Source organism: Streptomyces sp. NPDC019890 (assembly GCF_044903445.1).
Lineage (GTDB): Bacteria > Actinomycetota > Actinomycetes > Streptomycetales > Streptomycetaceae > Streptomyces.
In genome coordinates this window covers 271,924-290,840 of sequence record NZ_JBJDQK010000002.1, presented here as the reverse complement: position 1 = coordinate 290,840, position 18,917 = coordinate 271,924, and the positions used below count along the sequence as shown (strand labels likewise).

At 73.9% G+C, this 18,917-nt stretch carries 12 protein-coding genes; 2 read left to right on the top strand and 10 right to left on the bottom strand.

From position 1 onward, the window contains the following. Window positions 1–77 precede the first annotated feature (77 nt). Both ACI2LP_RS05745 and ACI2LP_RS05740 read right to left on the bottom strand, forming a co-directional pair. Entirely contained in the window at window positions 78–701 is a 624-nt protein-coding gene (locus tag ACI2LP_RS05745) for a class F sortase (RefSeq protein ID WP_404723292.1), read from the bottom strand. A 94-nt stretch (window positions 702–795) separates the two neighbouring features. Then, a complete protein-coding gene (locus ACI2LP_RS05740) occupies window positions 796–1,311 on the bottom strand; it encodes a hypothetical protein (RefSeq protein ID WP_404723291.1) in 516 nt (171 codons plus the stop codon). Window positions 1,312–1,686: 375 nt separating this feature from the next. On the opposite strand from ACI2LP_RS05740, the gene cutA reads away from it, so the two are divergent. Continuing rightward, window positions 1,687–2,019: a divalent-cation tolerance protein CutA gene (gene cutA / locus ACI2LP_RS05735; RefSeq protein WP_404723290.1), complete on the top strand. Its 333-nt coding sequence runs from the start codon at window positions 1,687–1,689 to the stop codon at window positions 2,017–2,019. Beyond that, on the top strand, window positions 2,016–2,447 hold the full coding sequence (locus ACI2LP_RS05730) for a gamma-glutamylcyclotransferase family protein (protein ID WP_404723289.1): 432 nt from the start codon (window positions 2,016–2,018) through the stop codon (window positions 2,445–2,447). Before cutA ends, ACI2LP_RS05730 begins: the two co-directional genes overlap by 4 nt. A gap of 40 nt (window positions 2,448–2,487) precedes the next feature. On the opposite strand, the gene ACI2LP_RS05725 is transcribed toward ACI2LP_RS05730, so the two are convergent. From ACI2LP_RS05725 to ACI2LP_RS05690, 8 genes are all read right to left on the bottom strand, one after another. Next, window positions 2,488–4,755 carry a molybdopterin oxidoreductase family protein gene (locus ACI2LP_RS05725; RefSeq protein WP_404723288.1) on the bottom strand — a complete coding sequence of 756 codons (2,268 nt, stop codon included), beginning with the start codon at window positions 4,753–4,755 and terminating at the stop codon, window positions 2,488–2,490. Window positions 4,756–4,871: 116 nt separating this feature from the next. After that, complete coding sequence (locus tag ACI2LP_RS05720) at window positions 4,872–5,453, bottom strand: TIGR03086 family metal-binding protein (protein ID WP_404723287.1); 582 nt, start codon at window positions 5,451–5,453, stop codon at window positions 4,872–4,874. A gap of 75 nt (window positions 5,454–5,528) precedes the next feature. Continuing rightward, complete coding sequence (locus ACI2LP_RS05715) at window positions 5,529–6,143, bottom strand: vancomycin high temperature exclusion protein (RefSeq protein WP_404723738.1); 615 nt, start codon at window positions 6,141–6,143, stop codon at window positions 5,529–5,531. Window positions 6,144–6,245: 102 nt separating this feature from the next. Further along, the gene (locus tag ACI2LP_RS05710) at window positions 6,246–8,255 is read right to left on the bottom strand and encodes a hypothetical protein (RefSeq protein ID WP_404723286.1); all 2,010 of its coding nucleotides are present in this window, start codon (window positions 8,253–8,255) and stop codon (window positions 6,246–6,248) included. Further along, complete coding sequence (locus ACI2LP_RS05705; protein ID WP_404723285.1) at window positions 8,252–11,821, bottom strand: DUF5682 family protein; 3,570 nt, start codon at window positions 11,819–11,821, stop codon at window positions 8,252–8,254. Before ACI2LP_RS05705 ends, ACI2LP_RS05710 begins: the two co-directional genes overlap by 4 nt. Continuing rightward, window positions 11,808–12,959, bottom strand: coding sequence for an AAA family ATPase (locus ACI2LP_RS05700; protein ID WP_404723284.1), 1,152 nt, complete (start codon window positions 12,957–12,959; stop codon window positions 11,808–11,810). The genes ACI2LP_RS05705 and ACI2LP_RS05700 overlap by 14 nt, the downstream gene beginning before the upstream one ends. Then, on the bottom strand, window positions 12,956–17,899 hold the full coding sequence (locus ACI2LP_RS05695) for a hypothetical protein (RefSeq protein WP_404723283.1): 4,944 nt from the start codon (window positions 17,897–17,899) through the stop codon (window positions 12,956–12,958). Before ACI2LP_RS05695 ends, ACI2LP_RS05700 begins: the two co-directional genes overlap by 4 nt. Then, the gene (locus tag ACI2LP_RS05690) at window positions 17,896–18,771 is read right to left on the bottom strand and encodes a DUF4132 domain-containing protein (RefSeq protein WP_404723282.1); all 876 of its coding nucleotides are present in this window, start codon (window positions 18,769–18,771) and stop codon (window positions 17,896–17,898) included. The genes ACI2LP_RS05695 and ACI2LP_RS05690 overlap by 4 nt, the downstream gene beginning before the upstream one ends. Window positions 18,772–18,917 lie beyond the last annotated feature (146 nt).

Here is an 18,917-nt window from a genome sequence, read left to right as displayed (position 1 = left end):
GGCCGGAGGACGCTGACCGCTCTTGGGCCGGTACCGCTTGAATCACGAGCCGCGCACAGCGAGTACGACTGCGTGCACTATGCCTGCCGTACCCCGATGAGATGCCCGTACGCCACCACATTGCCGCGGTAGCCGGTCTTCTTTGTGAATCCGCCCCCGCAGGTGATCACCCGCAGCTCGGCCCGGTCCCTGGACCCGTACACCTTTTCGTCCGGGAAGTCGTCGGCCTCGTACACCTCGATGGCGTCGATGGTGAACACCGCGGTGCGGCCGTCCTTGCGGGTCACCTCGATCCGGTGCCCCTTCTTCAGCGCGCCCAGGCTGTAGAAGACCGAAGGACCCTTCGCGTTGTCGACGTGTCCGACGACGATCGCCGTGCCCTTCGCCCCCGGGGCAGTGCCGTCGCGGTACCAGCCCACGAGGTTGCGGTCGCCGGCCGGCGGCACCTGCAGGCTGCCGTCCTCGCGCAGGCCCAGTCGTGCGACCGGGGCGTCGACCCTGATCTCGGGGATGCGCAGCCGTACGGGCGCGGACGGCGGCAACGGGTCGGCGGCCGCGTCGGTGTGGATCCTGGGGCCGGCCGCGAACGCCTCGGCGGCGGACGGCACGGGCGGGGTGACATTCTCGGAGCCGCTGTGCACCAGCCACAGGCCGGCGCAGACGGCGACGGCTATGCCCCAGCCCTTGCCCCTGCCGCTCATCGGTCCTCCGGAATCTCGCCCGCTCCCGTCAGGTCGCGAAGACCTGACGGGAGCGGGGACACGGCGGTACGAGGGGACGGTGGCAACCGGCCCGTCAGCTGTCCTGCGCGCCGCTCGCCCGACGGCGCAGGAGCAGCGTCCCGCCGACGGCGGCTGTGGCCAGTACGGCCACACCCGCCGCGATCTTGGTGGTGTCGGGACCGACGCTGCCGCCGACGCCGGTGTTCACATGGCCGCTGGGCTGCTGGCTGTGGTGCCGCACGACCAGGTCGCCGGTGGCATGCCGGCCGTTGCTGCACTTCACCCCGATGGCGTAGGTCCCCGCCTGGGCGTGATCGGGAACCCTGAACTGGCCGCCCAGGGCCTCCTTGTGGCTCCCCGGTGACAGCTGGAACTCGTCGACGCCGAGCGCACGCGCGTCACCGACGCCATGGCCGCCCGTGCCGCAGATCGTGATGTTGATGTTCACGATGATGACGGTGCCCGGCGTGGCGGTCGCCGGAAAGATCTCCAGTGAGTCGATGTCCGCCGCGTACACCCCGTGGGCACCGATCCCTATGGTGGCGAGCGCCAGCGCGGTGCCGGTGAGCAGGCGGGCGGTGGTGCGCATGGTGTTCCTCCGGGGAAGCGCGGAGTGCGACGGGCGTCGTCCTCCCCTCCTTGGTAAAGCGCAGCCCATGACTCACGCCTGCTGATGGGCAATCAGATTTCCCGGCATGGCGCGGAGTGTCGCGCTGGACGTGAGGCGTCGTCGCAGGTCATCGCGGGTGATGGGGAATCAGGCGACCTTTGGGGACCCCGGCGCGCCGAATGGGTGACGGCACGTCGGCTCAGGGGTTCCGGAAGGCTGTGCGTCTATTGACGTCGGCCGTTCCATCATGGTCGTCACGGTAGTCCTCCGCGCTGCTCTCGTGCGCAAGGAACGACCGACCGGTGCTGGACTCGGGTCCCGTCCCGGGACCCGACGACGACAAGGAGCCTGTCAGTGGCCGAGGCGCTGACCGTACTGACCGTGTCCACCACGACCGACAGCGCCGACACGGCGCAGCAGCTCGCGCGCGGGGCCGTGGAGGCGAGGCTGGCCGCGTGCGCGCAGATCTCCGCGCCCGTCACCTCCGTCTACCGCTGGAAGAACGCGATCGAGACGACGGAGGAGTGGCAGGTTCTCTTCAAGACAACCGAGGCGTGCTATCCGGCGCTCGAAGCGCAGCTGATCGCGGCGCACAACTACGACACCCCGGAGATCATCGCGACGCCGGTGGTGGCAGGCAGCGGGGCCTATCTGGCGTGGATCGGCGCGGAGACCGTCGCGCCGTGAGCGGGTCCGGGCATCGGGATGCGCTGCCGTTCTTCGTCTACGGCACGCTGCGCCCCGGCGAGTGCAACCACGACCTGTTCCTGCACGGCCGAACGGCGAAGGAGGAGCCCGCGGTGCTCGAGGACGCGGTGCTGTACGACGGGCCGGGCTATCCGTACGCCCTTCTCGAACCCGGCGGCGGCGCGGTCGTGGGCGAGGTGGTGACGGCGGCGCCGGGGGAGTACGGGGAGCTGCTGGCCGTACTCGACCGGCTGGAGGAGTACGTCGCACCGGGGCACCCGCGCAATCTGTACGAACGGGTGGCGCGCGAAGTCCACCGCCCGGACGGCACGGCGATACGGGCGTGGGTGTACGTCGCCGCGCCGGTCGTGGCCCAGGAGCTGCGGGCGAAGGGCGCGCGGATCCACGGCGGCGACTGGCGCGGCTGAGCGCGGGCGCTGTGCGCTGGGTGCTCTGCGCTCGGCCGGGCTAGGGCTGCTGCTCCACGCGCTCCACGCGGACCGCGCACAGCTTGAACTCGGGCATCCGCGAGGTCGGGTCGAGCGCGGGATTCGTCACCGAGTTGACCCGGCCCTCGCCCGGCCAGTGGAACGGCATGAACACGGTGTCCGGCCGGATACCGGCAGTGATCCGCGCGGGCCCGACGGCCCGGCCGCGCCGCGACACGACGGCGAGGGGTTCACCTTCGACGGCCCCGAGCCGCTCGGCGAGCATCGGATGCAATTCGACGAACGGCCCGGGCGCGGCGGCATTGAGCTCGTCGACACGCCGGGTCTGCGCCCCGGACTGATACTGCGAGACGACCCGCCCGGTGGTGAGCAGCACGGGATAGGCCTCGTCGGTCTCCTCGGCGGCGGCCCGATGAGCGACGGCGATGAACCGGGCACGCCCGTCGGGTGTGGCAAACCGCTCGAGAAAGAGCCGGGGCGTCCCGGGGTGGTGCGCGCGATCTGCGGGGCCGTCGGGCTCGGCGGCGACGCCCGGCAGGGCTGCGGGTGACTGAACGCCGCCCGTCGTCGCCGGTTCGGCGAGCCGGGGTCCCTCGTGGCCCAAGGCGACCGGCTCCGCGCCGGGGCCATCGGGCTCGGCGGTGGTCTCCGGGCAGGGCCAGAACACCCCGTTCTCCGCCGCGATCCTCCCGTACGTGATGCCCGAGTAGTCCGCCGGGCCACCCGCCGACGCCCGGCGGAGTTCGTCGAAGACCTCCTCCGGGTCCGACGGGAAACCCTTCTCGTGGCCCAGCAGGTTCGCAAGCCCGCCCAGGACCTCCAGGTCGCTCCGTACTCCCGGCGGCGGCGACACCGCACGCCGGCGCAGCAGGACCCGGCCCTCCAGGTTGGTCGTCGTACCTGTCTCCTCCGCCCACTGGGTCACCGGCAACACCACGTCCGCCAGCGCCGCCGTCTCCGAGAGGACCACGTCCGCCACCGCCAGGAAGTCCAGCGAACGCAGCCGCTCCTCCACATGCCCGGCGTGCGGCGCCGAGACCACCGGGTTCGAGCCCATCAGCAGCAGGGACCGGACGTCGCCGCCCAGCGCGTCGAGCAGTTCGTATGCGCTGCGGCCCGGGCCCGGCAGTGTCTCGGGCTCCACGCCCCACACCCGGGCGACATGCGCCCGCGCAGCCGGGTCGTCCAGCTTGCGGTAGCCCGGCAACTGGTCCGCCTTCTGGCCGTGTTCGCGGCCGCCCTGGCCGTTGCCCTGGCCGGTCAGGCAGCCGTAGCCGGACAGCGGCCGTCCCGCCCGCCCCGTCGCCAGGCACAGGTTGATCCACGCGCTCACCGTGTCCGTGCCCTTGGACTGCTGCTCGGGCCCGCGCGCCGTGAGCACCATCCCCGAGTCCGCGTCGCAGAACAGCCGTACCGCCTCGCGCAGTTGGGGCACGCCCACGCCCGTGAGGCGTTCGACCAGCTCCGGCCAGTGCGCCATCACCGCCGCCCTGGCCTCCTCCCAGCCGCTCGTGCGGTCCTGGATGAACGCCTTGTCCGTACGCCCCTCGGCCACCACCACATGCAGCAGTCCCAGCGCGAGCGCCAGGTCCGTCCCCGGCCGGGGCGCCAGATGCAGGTCGGCCTGTTCCGCGGTCCGGGTCCGCCGCGGGTCGACGACGATCAGCTTGCCGCCGTTTTCCCGCAGCTCGGTCAGATAGCGCAGCGCGGGCGGCATCGTCTCGGCGAGGTTCGACCCGACGAGGATCACGCACCCGGAGCGCGGAATGTCCTCCAGCGGGAACGGCAGCCCGCGGTCCAGACCGAACGCCCGCTGATGCGCGGCCGCCGCCGACGACATGCAAAAACGCCCGTTGTAGTCGATCTGCGAGGTGCCGAGCACGACCCGCGCGAACTTCCCGAGCGCGTACGCCTTCTCATTGGTGAGCCCCCCGCCCCCGAAGACGCCGACGGCGTCGGGACCGTACCCGGTCCTCGTACGCCGCAGCCCGGCCGCGATCCTTTCCAGGGCCTCCTCCCAGGTGGCCGGCTCGAGCCTGCCTGTGGCGTGGCGACGGACCAGGGGCTCGGTCAGGCGCACCCGGGAGGAGAGCAGGGCGGGCGCGGTACGGCCCTTGCCGCACAGCGCGCCCCGGTTCACGGGGAAGTCCGGACGCTCCACGACCTCGACCGCCTCGGGGCCCCCGCGCAGGCTCATGCCGCACTGCAGGGCGCAGTAGGGACAGTGGGTCGGGGTGGCCGTCGGGGCGGCGGCAGTGGCGGGGGTGGCGGGTGCGAGGTCGGGCATACAGCCAGATTGAAACGTCCGTGTTACGCGTACGGGCGCGCCGGATTACGGTCCGGGTACGCCCATCTCCACCCGCGCCCCGCCGTCCCGTGAGGCCGCATCCCCGTGAGGCCGCGTCAGGCGCGGCGGCCGAGCAGGGCCAGCAGCCTCGCCTGGTGGCTGTCCGCCGGCGGCGGCTCGATGGGCGCCGCGAACAGCCCGGACTTCGACAGCTCCGCCGCGTACGGCGTGACCTCCTCGAGCGCAAAGCCGACCAGCGTGTCCGGCAGCCGCTCGGGCGCGCCGATCGCCCGGGACAGGTCCCAGCCGTGCACGACCGCGTCAGTGATCATCTGTGCGCAGTACGCGACGGCCGGGGTCTCCCCGTACGAGAGCCGCACGGTCTGCTCCAGGGCGCCGGGCGCCGCGAAGGCCCTGCGGGCGGCGCGCGCGGCGGCGTCCCAGGCGGCCCGCGGGTTGTCGCCGAGCACATCGCCCTCGTACGCGTCGCCCACTTCTTCCGTGCTCAACCCGTCGGTCACCAGGTCGGGCACCCACAGCTGTTCCGCGGTGAGATGGTTGACGAGATCGCGTACGGACCACTCGGTGCAGGGCGTCGGGTCGTCCCACTGATCGGCCCGCACGGAGTGCACGCGGTCGGTGAAGAGCGCCAGCGATTCGGCGTGGAGACTGAGCAGGGTTGCTACGTCTTTTTCCATACAGCTCACTGTCGCGCGCGGCGGATCGGGAAGCGAGTCCCTGGCCGCGAGCCGCCGACGCGTGTCACCTTCGGGTCACCTTGCCGCCGCGGCCAGCGCTTCCTGCACGCCGGGCTCCTTCGCCCCCAGGAACCGCGGATCCGGGGTGAAGGCGGCGTCCAGTGCCGCCTTGCCCGCCGCGAACACCTCGCGCGTCCCGCCGTAGTACCAGGTCGCGTCGTGAGGCTCGGCGACCCCGACGCCGTACGACTCGACGCCGGCCGCCTGACAGAGCGCGACGGCCCGCCGGATGTGGAAGTCCTGGGTCACCAGGACCGCGCGGTCGACCCCGAAGATCTTCTTGACGCGTACGCAGGAGTCCCAGGTGTCGAACCCCGCGTAGTCGCTGACGATCTGCTTGTCCGGCACACCGCGGGCGGTGAGGTACGTGCGCATGGCATCCGGCTCGTCGTACTCCACGCGACTGTTGTCCCCGGTGACCAGCACGACCCTGACCTTGCCGGCCCGGTAGAGCTCGGCCGCCGCGTCCAGCCGGTGCGCGAGGTAGGGCGTGGGGCGGCCCTTCCACAGACCCGCCCCGAAAACGACGGCGACATCCCGTGCCGGCACCTCGGCAACGGTGCGGACCCGGCTGTCGGCGACGGCGTGCATCCAGGTCGCCGGCGCGAGCGCGAATACGCACGCGAGCATCACCGTCTGGGCGAGGCGCCGCTGGGCGCGCCGGGTGCGGGGCCACTTCGGCAGGCGCGGCTGCGGCAGGCGCAACGTGAGTCTTGGTCGCTTCACACCTGGTCAGACGAGTGGAGCGGCTGATCGGTTCGGTCCCGGCGCCGACCAGGCGGCCAGCAGCAGGGATCTGGCCGCCGCCGATGAGTAGACCGCCGTCGCCAGCCAGGCCTCAGCGAACGCGTCCGGGTCGGCGGGCAGCAGCCGACCGAGCGCGTCATGGCGGCGGTCCGCGGCCGTCTCGGCCAGAGAGCGCGCGCACGCCGCGCCCGTGGTCAGGCCCACCGCGCGCAGTCTGCGCGGGAGTTCGCCGTCGGCCGATGCGGCGGTGACGGCGCGGCCGCCGGCGACGGTACGGTCCACGGCGCGGCGCAGCAGGTCCAGCTCCACGGGGAGGGCGGGCGGCGCGGAGGAAAGCGGCCGGGCGCCGGCGGCCGGTGCAGCGGCCTGGGCCGGTGTGCCCTGTGCCGGTGTGGCGGAGCGCTGTGCCGGGATGGCGGCGGCCTGGGCCGGTATGTGGGAACGGTTCAGCCGACGCAGGCCCAGGTCCGCGCGGACCGTCTCGCCGTCGTGCCCGGTCCAGGCGGCGGCGAGGGCGTGGACGCCGCCCGGGCGGTCGGGAACGGCCCGGGCGATCAGCCGCAGGACGAGCCCGGGGCGCGCGGCTAGCAGCCGCAGATTCTCCGCGTACGGCAGCTCGGGCCGCTCGTCCGGGGCGAGCAGGCGCAGGGCCGGGCCATCGGTGACAGCGAAGCCGCCGTCGCTGATCGTCCCGGTCAGAAAGAGCAGGTCGCCGCCCGCGGGGCGGGTGTCGGCGGGCTGGTCCAGCCGGTCGAGGGCGGCCGCGAGCTGAGCCGCGGGCGACCGCTGCCAGAGTGCGTCGAGCGGCGGCTCGTGCCACTGGGCGCCGCTCGCCCGTACGGAACGGACGCGCGAGCCCCCGCCGATCCGGCCGTCCGGGGACACCGTCGGGTTGGTGAGGATCACCCCGCCGCCGTCGCCCCACTCGCGCAGCGGCAGCGCACACCCGCCGGGCACCGGCGAACCCGCCGCCTGAGCAGCGCGCTCGGGCCCGCCGGGCGCGACGTCCGACACGGTGCGGAGGGTGCCGTCGGGCGCAACGCCGTAGGTGGTCGCCCCCGCATAGCCGGAAGCAGTGACGACCGGCTCCGTGAACAGGCCGTACAGGCGCAGGGGCTTGGCCGGTTCGTAGGAGCGCCGGGCGGGCGTGACGGCGTCGTCCGGCCGCCGTACGAGATCGAGCAGCCCGGCCAGCTCGGCGGACAGCACGGACAGCCGGAACGCCGGATCATCGGAACGTGCCTCGCCCAGCCGGCGCGCGATGCGGACCGCTGCGGAGGACGGCAGATGCAGCCCGGCGAGGCGCGCTGAGTGGGCGGCATGGAGCAACTCGGCACGCTGTACGGCACCGCCACCGGTAACTCCGGCCACCAGCACGGATGTTGCGGCGGATCGAAGGGCGCGGAGGGCGGTCGTCTGAGCGAGGGTGACGCGTGCGGCAGCCGCGGGCGCCTCGGCGACGGCGGCCCGGGTGCCGGGCTCGCGGCGTGTGCCGGTGCCCGCGCCCTCGGCTGTGCCCGCGCCCGTGCCCGCGCCCTGGGCTGTGCCACCAGCCGTGCCCGCGCCTGTGCCCTCGGCCGCGGCGTGCACCGTCGGTCCTGTGTCCCGTGCGGGCGGCGCCTCTGCCGAGGCAGCCGCGTCCATCGTGGCCGTCGCCTCCTGCCCGGGCAGCGCGCCCTCCGTGAGCGGCGCAGCTTCCGCGAGCGGTGTCAGGGACAGCACCGCCGCGCGGTGCAGGCACGCCGGGGCCAGCAGGCAGTCGCACGCCGCGTCGGCCGCATGCGCCACGATCCCGTCCGTGACCTTCAGCGTCACCGCCGTGTCGTCGTCCACCCTGACGCGTACGCCATCGGGCGTGGCCTCCACCGGCCACCCCGCCGCCTTCACCAACGCGCCGGACACGCGCTTGCGCAGCCTCGCCGGGAGCAGGTCGAGTGCCCCGGCCGCCACTTCGGTCGCCACCGGGGGCAGTCCCGGGGAAGGATTCGTCGTCACCGGTGCGTACCTCCTACGCGTTCGCCGACCCAACGGGCCAGCTCCAGAGGGCTGAGTGCCGCGACCGGCATGCCCGCCGCCACCAACCGGCCCGCCACACCCGCCGAGTAGCGCGGCAGGCCCTTGTCGTCCAGCGAGGCGCAGCCCAGGACGTGGCAGCCGGCGTCAATCAGCGTCCGTACCTCCGAAAGGAGCGGGCCGATGGGGCCGCCCTCCTCGAAGTCGCTGACCAGGACGACCAGCGTGCGGGACGGTACGGTCACCAGTTCGCGGGCGTGCCGCAGTCCGCGGGCGATGCTTGTGCCGCCGCCGACCCGGACCTCCAGCAACAGGCTCAGCGGATCGTCCACATGGTCGGTGAGGTCGAGCACCTCGGTGGAGAAGGCGACGAAGTGCGTGCTCAGGGCGGGGACTCCGGCCAGCACGGACGCGGTGAGCGCGGACCAGATCGTCGAGGCCTCCATCGAGCCCGAGACATCGACGACGAGCACCAGCCGCCAGTCCGTCGATCTGCGGGCCCGGGTACGGAACACGGGCCGTTCCGGGAGGACCGTCACCGCGCCGGTGACCGCGTCCCGGCGGGCCGTCGCCAGATTCGCCCGCAGGGTACGGGGGAGGTCCAGCGGGCCGCCGGGGCGACGGGTGGGGCGCGGATGGGTGAGCCCGGTGAGGGCGGGACGCAGCCGGTTGGCGAGCGCCTCGGTCAACTCCCGTACCAGCCGCGCCACCAGGGGCCTGAGGCGGGCGAGTTGCTGCTCCGGCAGACCGCCCGCGTAGGAGAGGACGGTGCGCAGCAGCTCGACGGAGGGGCGGGCGGCGGCGGGGTCCAGCTCCAGCGCGGCGTCGAGCCGCCCCGTGTCGGCGGCCGCGGCGAGCACTTCCTCGCGCACCCCCGGACCGAAGAGCGCGGCGAGCTCGTCCGACCAGGCGCGCACATCGGGATACGGGGCCTCGCTCCCGCCTCCGGAACCGAAGCCGTCACGCCCGTCCTCACCCCGGGAGCCCTCGCCCCGGCCGCTTCCGTACAACTCGTCGAGCGCGGCGGCAATACGGGCTCCGGGCCCGGTCAACTCCCGTCCCCGCCCCAGGAGAAGCCGCCACCGCTCACCGGGAGTGAGCCCGTCGGCCCCTGTCCTCGCGCCGGACTTGGGTGTGGATGTGGATGTGGACGTGGGTATGCATGTGGGCGTGGATGGGGACGTGGACGCGGGTACGCCCGTGCGGTTCGGCCGCTCAGGGCCCGGGCCGTCCGCCGCACCGGGATCCATGGGGAGCCCCCGTACTGCCAGCGCTTCCCGCCCCGCCAGGTCCGCAGAGGCAAGGAGCGCCAGCGCCGCCGGGTCGGTCACCGGGCCCGAGAGCGTGCCCGCCGCCGTGCCCGTGCGGTCCTCCACCACCGACAGGAGGCGGGATCTGGCCGCCGGAGCCAGTGTGTCGAAGCCCGCGCGCAGCGCGGGGAGCCGGTCCAGGAACGCCCGGTCCGGCAGCGACTCCACCCGTTCCAGCAGTGGGTCCAGCGCGCGGCCCGTCTCCAGCAGCGGGCCCGCCGCCAGCAGGGCGCCGCGCAGGAACTCGCTCAGTCCCGCGCGCAGTTCCGGCGACGTCGCGCCGTCCGCCCGCGAGGCCAGACGGGCGCCGAACTCGCCCGGGTCCCGCTGCCCAAGCAGCACCCGCGCCGCGCCCGCAGCGCCCCGCATCAGCGGCGTCGCCTCCACCTCCAGCCGGGCCAGCGCGTCGGCGAGGCGCAGGCCCCCGCCCACCTCGGCGGCGCGCCCGGCGAGCGCGACCAGGGCGCGGGCGTCGTCCGGTTCGGTGGAGCCCGCAAGGCCGTCGAGCGCGCGCACCCCTGCCGCGGCCAGCTCCTCGTACGCCGCGTCGACCGTGCCCCGCTCCCACGTGGCGTCGAGCCCCGGCACATGCCCGGACCTGATCCGGTCCAACAGGGCCATTCCGGCGAGCAGTTCGGGCAGGCTGCCGGTGGCCGGGAGCAGCTCGGTCGTCTCGGTCAGCCGCTGCGCGGCGAGGCCGGGAAGGGCGCACCGCGCGGCCTCCGCAAGACCGTCGAGCGCCTGAGCGGCAGTCGGCCCGCCCTGCCGCCGCTCGTCGGCGCGCCGCTGCCGCAGCATCCCGGCCGCGGACTGCTCCAGCGTGACCCCATGCACGCTCGCCACATCGAGCATCGCGGCCGTCGACGGGGACCAGGCCACGGCCCACCGCGTGGTGAGCGCCGCCGCGTCGCCGGTACCGGCGACAGCGGACTCCTCCCCGTAGGGAACGCGGCAGACCGCGAGCCGCCGCAGAGCGATCTCGCGGCGCCGGTCGAGGTCGGAGCGGAGCATGTCCAGGCGCAGATCGCGCTGCCCGGGCGCGTCAGGACCGGGCAGCTTCAACTCGCCGAGCAGCGTCTCCACCGCGGGCCCGAGCCCCGAACGCGGCGTGCCCGGCGCCAGCCTGCCCTGCCGGCTGCCGACCAGCACCTGCTCCATCGCGGCGGCCACGACCCGGCCCCGCCCCAGCAGACGTCCCTGGGTGAGCACGGTCTGCGCCGCCTCCGCCAGCTCGCCCCGCCCGGCGGCGGGAAGGCCGCGCAGCGACGCCAGGTCTCTGGCGACACGCACCACTTCACGGGCGTCGGCCGGCCCGCTGGGGTGACCGGCGTCCCGTACGGTCGCGCAGATCCGTACGGCGGTTGAGGTCAGCAGCTCGTCCAGCCGCGCCGGATCGCCCGCCGCGTGGAAGACACCGCGCTGCCATTCCGGGTCGCGGATCCCGGCGGGATAGCCGGACCGCTCGTCGAGCAGCGCGTACGAGTACGGCACCAGGGAAGTCACCACCTCGGCGAGGTCCGCCGGCGGCGGCTCGGGCAAGCCGCCGTCAGCCTTGAGCGCGGCCGTCAACGCGGGTGTCAGCGCGGGCGCGTGGAACGCCCCGACGACCGCCGCCGCCCGCCGCCCCGCGTGCTCCGCGAGACACCGCCGCATGTTCGCCTCGCGCCGCAGGTCGTACGGGTCCACCGCGCCCGCGTCCCGACGCAGCGCCCAGCCGACCATCAGCGCGGCACGCCGCAGCGCCTCCGCGCCCGAACCCGGAGCGGTCGCCTCCACCAGCCGGTCCCACAGATCGTCACCGGGCCGCCCCCCGGCCCTGGCCCGCAGCACGGCCGCGATCGACCCCGCACCCGGACCGGGGTCCACCGGAGCGGCCTCCGCCTGCGAGCGCGCACCCAGTGGCAGATCGAACGGCACCACCTCCACGCCCGCCTCCCGCGCCCAGCGGATCGCCGCCAACTCGGGCGAGAACTCCGCGAAGGGCAGGAACACCAGCCCGGCCCCGCTGCCCGCCAGAGCGACCGGCGGCACCGTCGCCGGGTCGGCGAGGTGCTCCAGCCACGGCGCGAACTCCTCCGGCAACTCGACGAACAGCACCTGAGGCGCCGCTTCGTCCAGCAGCGCGGGAACGGCCGCCGCCAGCGCGGGGGAGTGGTGCCGCACCCCGATCAGATACGGCTCGCGGCACCCCGCGAGTGAAGCCAGCGCACCGGCGGGATCCGGCTCAGGCGAGCTCATCGCGCAGCTCCCACAGGGTGCGCCACAGCGGCGCCCCGCCCTCCGCCCGTCGCCGCACCGGCCCGTCCCAGTACCCCAACAGCCGTGCGTGGTCGGACGGATCGTCCTTGCGGACCGTGCCCAGCAGATGCCCGGGCAAGGTGCGTACGACATCACGCCCGTCGCTCAGATACGCCGCGCCGAGCCCCATCGAGGTGGCCACCTGCACTGCCTCCGCCGTCGACATGACCGTCGAAGGACGCTCCACCTCCCAGCCCTCGGCGCTTCGCCCGGTCCGCAGGTCCCGGAACGCCGTCACCAGCGCCTCGAGCACCGCCTCGTCCACCCCGAAGGCCGCGCCGGAACGTGCCAGCGCCGCCGTGGCCTGCCCGCGCACCAGCGCCGTCTCGGCGTCGAGGTCGCCGATCGGGCCGACCTCCTCGAAGTTGAACCGTCTCTTCAGCGCCGCGGACATCTCGGAGACGCCCTTGTCGCGGAGGTTGGCCGTGGCGATGAGCGTGAAGCCCGGCACGGCGTGCACGGTCCCGTCCGCTCCGTCGCCGCCGGCCAGTTCGGGCACGGACATTCGGCGTTCGGAGAGCAGTGAGACCAGCGCGTCCTGCACCTCGGGCAGACAGCGGGTGACCTCCTCGACCCGGGCGACCGCGCCGCGCGTCATCGCGGTGAGGACCGGCGAGGGCACCAGGGCCTCCCGGCTCGGACCCTTGGCCAGCAGCATCGCGTAGTTCCAGCCGTACCGCAGCTGGTCCTCGGTGGTGCCCGCGGTGCCCTGCACGGTGAGTGTGCTGGTGCCGCACACCGCGGCGGCCAGCAGCTCGGACAGCATCGACTTGGCCGTGCCGGGCTCGCCGACGAGCAGCAGCCCGCGCTCGCCCGCCAGTGTCACCACGCACCGCTCGACCAGGGCGCGGTCGCCCACGAACTTCCGTGAGACGACGAGCTGTTGACCGTCGGCCGACCGCAGCGCCTCGCCGTCCGAACCGCAGACGAAGAGCACGGCCGCGCGCGGTGTCATCCGCCACCCGGGCGGCCTCGGCCCGTCGTCGTACGCGGCGAGGAAGGTCAGCTCCTCGCGGTACCGGTCCTCGGGCAGCTCCACCTGCCGTGCCCGCCCCACCCTCACGGTGTTCTCGCTCATCGCGAACCTCCCCTGCCGCTACGGCCCTTGAACTCCTCGAACCCCGGCGCGTCGCCGTCCACGACCCGCTGCCACGCCGCCGCGAACAGCTGCGCCACCGGACGGTCGGGCACCACGAAGCCGTACAGATCCCACGGCACGAGCGCCGTCTTCCAGCTCTCCCCGGGCAGCCGTGGTGTCTTCTGCTCCAGCCAGCCGCCGGGCAGGAACAGCGAACGCCCCGCCCGCGCCCGCTTGGCCTCCACCACCAGGTCGGTGGCGGCCAGTTCAGCCCGTGCCGCCTTCAGCCGGGCGGGCTTCCAGCCGGTCCACTCCGCCTGGTTCCGGTCGGTCGGATCGGGCAGCGCGAGCAGCATCAGATACAGCGCGGCCGCGTCCTTGGACAGCCCGTACCGCTCAGCCGCCTGCCCCACCAACTCCGGGGCGCTGTGCGGCGGATACTGCGGAGCCCCGGCCGGTCCGTCGGCCGTCACCAGCGCCGTGAACTCATCGCTCAGCACCGCACGCAACGACGTCAGCCCGGGCGTCTCCCGCGCGATCCCCGCCAGCAGCTTGAGCGCGGGATGGTCGGGCCCCCCGCCCTCGCCCAGCAGAGCCGCGGGCCGCACCCACACCGAGTCCCACTCCGCCCGGTACCGCATCGGCGCGAGCACCAGCGCGTCCGAGAGCTCGACCACCCCTTCCTTCGACCCCTCGTCCCGCAGCGGCTGCCCGAACGCCTCCCGCAGCCGCGCCGAGGTCGCGTTCCCGTCGACGTCCCAGTCGACACCGAGATCGAGCAGCAGCCCGGGATCGGCCAGCCGTTCGCGCACCATCCCCAGCGTGACCGGCAGGATCTCGCGCAGCGGATCGCGGTACGGCAGCCGGTAGGCCAGCCAGCGCAGCACGGTGACGTACGAGCTCATCATGGAGCCGGTGAACATCTTCTGCGGCTCCGCCGGAACCATCGCGCCGCCGTCGGAGTGCTGTTCCGTGCGGCCGGTGAGCTGGCTCTGCGTCTCCGGGTTGAGTACCGAGTCGAGGATTGTGCCCGGTCCGATCTCCGCGACCACGCGGGTGATCAGCCAGGCGGGCGCGGTGCGCCGCTTGCCGCGTGCCGCCAGCCAGGCCCCGGTGAGCGGCTCCAGGTCGAATCCCTTCGTCCACAGCTCGTCCACCCGCGCGGGCTCGACCGGCAGCAACAGGCCGGTGAACACCTGCCGTTCGGCAGGAGCCATCGCGCTCAGGACCGCCCGTCCCGTCTGCGCCTCGGCCCTCTTGGCACCCAGCGGCGCGAGATACTCGGCCGCCAGCAGGCCGTCCCTGCCGTAATCGGTGACTCCGGGCACGCCGAGAGACAGCAGCGCACCCGTCACCGCGCCGACCCCGACCCGCTCGGCGAACTCCAGCGCCTGCTCCGGCCGGTACGGCAGCGGCCCCCGCTCCCGCACGCCGTCCACCAGCCGGCGCACCGCGTCCGCCCGCACCGGATCGTCGGCCGTGCCCAGCACCTCCGACTCGACGAGCGCGAAGCCGTCCCAGGCGCCGAATGACCCGGCCGGGTCGTACTCGATGCCGTTCCAGAACGCGTGCTCGTCCTCGACGCGCTGGCAGGCGACGATCAGCAGCCGCCGCGACCCCGAGTGCCTTACCGTGCCCAGCAGTTGATCGCCGGGCGAGGACCGCGCCGCCTTCAGCTGGACGAGCCGCAGCCGCCCGCGCGGGTCGACGAGGACCGCGTCGCCGTCCGCCCGCACCTCCAGCGCCGCATCGAGGAATTCCAGCAGCGCCGCCCGGTCCGCGTCCTCGGTCGCCGGCGCCGCCGCGCGCACGGCGATCGCCGCCATACCGGCGCCGGGAAGGGTCAGCCAGCCGACGCTGGTGCCGGTCAACGCCACCTTGGCGTCATTGGCACCGGGCGCCAGCACCCCTCGCAGCTGCCGGAGTTGATCGACGGCCGTGGTGGTGCTGCGCTCCCAGCCGTGCGCCGCGTAGAAGTGCTTGGAGCCCATGAAACCGGCGAGCACATCGCGCAGCCTGCCGTCGTGCGCATGCTGCACGGCCGGCTCCCGCGCCTCGTCCGGGTCCCGCTGCCCCTTCGTCGCACGCTCCGCGAGGACGCCGATGCGCTTGCCGTGCCGCGCGGCCTCCTCCACAAGACCGGCCACGCCCCCGAGCAGCCCCGGGTGAGTGATCTCCGGCAGCACCTGCCGTACGGCGGCGTCCGGCTTCGCGCCCTGTGCGACGGCCGCGAGCAGCGCCCCGGCCGCTGCCTCCGTCACCTGCCGCAGCGCGGCCGAACCCCGCTCGTCTCGCGGCCGCAGCGCGTGCCAGTAGCTGATCGGCGGCACCAGCGGGGTCCCCGCGGCATGCGCCCTGCCGTGGTCGCCCTCCTGGAGCGTGGCCAGGCAGATGCCGTCCGTGTCGTACAGCTCGATCTTTGCGTCATGGCCGCGCTCCTCGCGCGGATGCAGGACGGCTCCGCCCGGCAGCCGCAGCGGCGGCAACGGAATGCCGTGCGTGACATGCTCGATCCTGCTGCCCGCCGGGATTTCGACGGCCGGGCTGCGGCTGCCGTCCACCGAGCAGGCGGTGAGCGTCCGGGCCTGCGGGTCGTACCGCACCCACCAGCCGAGCAGCCCGTCCTTGCTGCCGAACGGCGAGGACTCCATGCCTGGTTGTACGGGCAGCAGCCGGCACGAGTGCTCCAGCAGTGTGCCCGTGCCCTCGGCCAGCGCCGAGTCGAAGAAGGCGGGCACCGAGATCCGGCCCCTGCGGGCCGACTCCGGGTCGTACTCCCACCACGTGCCCTCGTGCAGCACCCACACCGAGATGCCGTCCGATGCGACCGGCCGCCGCTCCGCCGCGAACGAGGTGTCGCCGGCGTGGATCGGCCGCCCGCCGAACGTGCGGCTGCCGTCGGGCAGTTGCAGCGAGGGAGTCTGGTACGAGATCCAGTGGTCGTTCAGCTCGCCGGCGGGCTTGAACACCTCGGCCGCCCTGCCCGACCAGCGGGCCCGACGGCTGTCGCCGTGGCCGTTGGCCACCAGCCACTGGCCGCCGACGTAACGGACCGTGGGCACGTCCCAGTAGTGCGACGAAGACACCGGCAGGGAGAGCGTCTGCCGGTCGAGCACGGCGTCCGGCCCCACCGCGGCGGCCTGCATGCCGACCCGTACGACAAGCGCGGGCCAGGCGTCCGACAGGCGGTACCACTCGTCGACGCCCCGGCCGTACCGCTGGCCGGAGGCCATGGGGTCGACCTTGCCGAGCTCAGGGACGGCCTCTTCCAGCGCGGGCCAGCCGAGCTCGTCGAGGATGCCGGCGCGCAGGGTGCGCGCCAGCGCCCCGGCGGGGTCAACGGCAGTGATCCGTTCCACCGCCTCGGGAGCGGTCGCCAGCACGGACGGCGCGGAGAAGTGGCTCAGCCGGCCGAGCAGCCGGTCGAGACCCGGCAGTCCGAGCGGCTGCGACAGATCGTCGGCCCGGTCGGTCAGCCAGCCCGCGAGTGCCGTGCGCAGCGCCGGGTGCTCCGCGATCCGCTGCAGCTGGGTGGAGGCCTCATGGGTGCCTGCCAACCGCTCGATTCCGCCGCGCAGCAGTGGCGCGAACCGGGCGTCGCCGGCCAGCGCCGCGAGATCCCTGCGCCCCTCGCGCTCGTCGGACAGCCAGGGCGCCAGCTCCAGGTTCTCCATGCCGTCCGACGGCGACTCGACCGGAACGCCGAGTGCCAGGGCGAGGTCGAGGAGATCGAGGTCGACGGTGGTGCGCCAGCCGCCGCCGCGCAGCAGCTTCAGCGGTGTGCCGTCCGCGATCAGCCGGTCCGCCAGCCGTTCCAGCAGCGTCAGGTCGGCCGGGAGCCGCTTCATGCCGCGCCAGCCACGCTGGCGGTGCCGGGCCCACGACGACAGCCACTCGGCCGCCGGAACCGTCCCGTCGAGCAACAGCCCGATCGCACCGCACCGGTCCAGCAGCGCGAGCCATTCCTCGTCGAACTGCTCAGGGCTGTCGCCGCTCGTCACCGGCAGCAGCGCCAGCAGCCGCTCCCGTACGGCGATGTCCTCGGCCGCGACAGCCGCGAGCGCGGGCAGCGCCGACTTCCAGAAGCTCCCTGCCGCGCGGTTCATCGCGCCGGTGTGGATGATCTCCGCGATCAGCGCGCGCTCCTCGGCCGCCGCGTCGAGACCCGCTGCCTTGGCGAGCCGCCGCAGATCCTCGACCATGCCCGCGTACGGGGTGAGTCCGGCCGCGCACCGCTCCGCGGACACGGCTCTGAACTCCGCGTACGCCGTCGGCGCCGACAGCCGCGCGGCCAGCCCCTTCGCGTACTCCCGCAGGGCTTTGCCGCTCAGCGCGCCTGCCCCGGCGAACTCCAGGAAGACCTCCCGCAGCCGCTCCTCGTCGACCGCCAGCGCATGCCGCTGCTCGGCTGCCCGCGCCTTGCCGAAGAACACCGATGCGTGCTGCCGCGACTCGGCGGCCAGGAAGAGCCGCGCCGCCTGCTCGTAGAAGGTCGGCAGGAAGTGCGGCACGGAACGGTCCAGCCGCTCGCCGATTTCGTCGAAGCCCTCCTTGGCGAGTCCCGGCTTGGTCGTCACCAGCCGCGCCAGGCGCTCCATCTCCTTGACCACGGCGAGCGCATGATGGCCGTTGTCCGGGTCGTGGACCAGGGCCCAGGCGGGAAAGCCCAGCGACTGCCGCTTCACCCGGCCCACCGGCGCCGACCCGGCGCCGGTGAACCCCAGATACTCCAGGGCAAGGTCCTCGGCGGGCGCGATCGCCTCGGGCACCAGCCGCACCACCGTGCGGCCCTCCAGCGCCGGATGTCCGTACGCCCGCGCCGTCAGCTCGTCGCCCTGCCCCTTCTTCCGGCGTCTTCCCGCGCCGAGCGGCAGCACCGCCCCGGCCTCCAGCAGCCCGTCCTCCACCGATCCCCCTGTCGTCTTCCGTGCGGTGCTCACAGCCGCCCCTCCTCGTCGTCCGCGACCACCCGGCCCGCGTACACCAGCGCCGCCATCCGCTCACCCTCCGACCAGGAGACCGGCCCCACTTCGGCGAGCGGCAGCCGCCGGCCGTCCCTGTCCCGCCACTCCAGTGCCCCGGTCAGCGTCTCGCCGTCCGGATAGTCGTCCCCCACCCAGTACGCCGCCTCCAGCGACCGGCGGTCCTCCACCAGCGGGCACACCGCCTGGCCGCCGCGCACCCGGTAGCCCAGCTGGACCGCGCGCGTGGTCGCGTGCCGCAGCTGCTCGAACTTTCCGTTGGCGTATGTCTGCCAGTCGTGGCCGCGCACGTCCTCCGGCCGCCGCCACACCTGGCGGAACAGCTGCTCCACGCCCTGCTCGACCCCCAGCTCCACGGCGAACTCCCGCAGATCGTCGAGGTCTTCGAGGAGCACCGGGTGCGGTATCAGCACCGTCTCGCACTCCAGCCGCACCGAGTCGCCGTCCAGGTCGACGATGCCCGCGCCCTTCTCGGGGTCCGCGTCACGCAGAAACCCGGCGCGCTCCATGTCGGCCGTCCCGTCGGCACCGAGCGGTGCCACCACCAGATCGCGCAGGGCCGTCTGCCACGCCGTGTCCGGCCACACCCGCGCCAGCAGCGCCACCGGCACCGGCAGTGAGCGCACCAGCCAGGTGTCCACCTGCTCCCGGCACTCCCGTGCGTGCCGTTCAAGCCACTCGGCGAGCTGCCGCAGCCGCACCACCGCGGCGTCGTCCCGCAGCTTCGCCGGCACCTGCTTCAAGGCGCGCCCCGCCGCGTTTCTGCACAGCACCTTGGTGCCGTCCAGCGTTACGGCATATCCGCCGCTCTCCGTCTCGATCCAGCCCATGGCAAGACCGCCTCCCCGACGTTCCGGTTCCGATGTCGATCACAGTAGGTGACGGGTCTGACAACGCCGCCGGGCAGCCGGTGAGCCCGTGGAAAACACCCGTCACCCTCACGCAACGACCTCGCAACCTGCGCCCGTCAGGATCG

Excerpts from the sequence above, each read along its gene's own strand:
- ACI2LP_RS05740 (WP_404723291.1), bottom strand. The coding sequence starts at position 1,311 with ATGCGCACCACCGCCCGCCTGCTCACCGGCACCGCGCTGGCGCTCGCC.
- ACI2LP_RS05690 (WP_404723282.1), bottom strand. The coding sequence starts at position 18,771 with ATGGGCTGGATCGAGACGGAGAGCGGCGGATATGCCGTAACGCTGGAC.
- ACI2LP_RS05745 (WP_404723292.1), bottom strand. The coding sequence starts at position 701 with ATGAGCGGCAGGGGCAAGGGCTGGGGCATAGCCGTCGCCGTCTGCGCC.
- ACI2LP_RS05715 (WP_404723738.1), bottom strand. The coding sequence starts at position 6,143 with ATGCTCGCGTGCGTATTCGCGCTCGCGCCGGCGACCTGGATGCACGCC.
- ACI2LP_RS05700 (WP_404723284.1), bottom strand. The coding sequence starts at position 12,959 with ATGAGCGAGAACACCGTGAGGGTGGGGCGGGCACGGCAGGTGGAGCTG.
- ACI2LP_RS05720 (WP_404723287.1), bottom strand. The coding sequence starts at position 5,453 with ATGGAAAAAGACGTAGCAACCCTGCTCAGTCTCCACGCCGAATCGCTG.
- ACI2LP_RS05725 (WP_404723288.1), bottom strand. The coding sequence starts at position 4,755 with ATGCCCGACCTCGCACCCGCCACCCCCGCCACTGCCGCCGCCCCGACG.
- ACI2LP_RS05705 (WP_404723285.1), bottom strand. The coding sequence starts at position 11,821 with ATGAGCTCGCCTGAGCCGGATCCCGCCGGTGCGCTGGCTTCACTCGCG.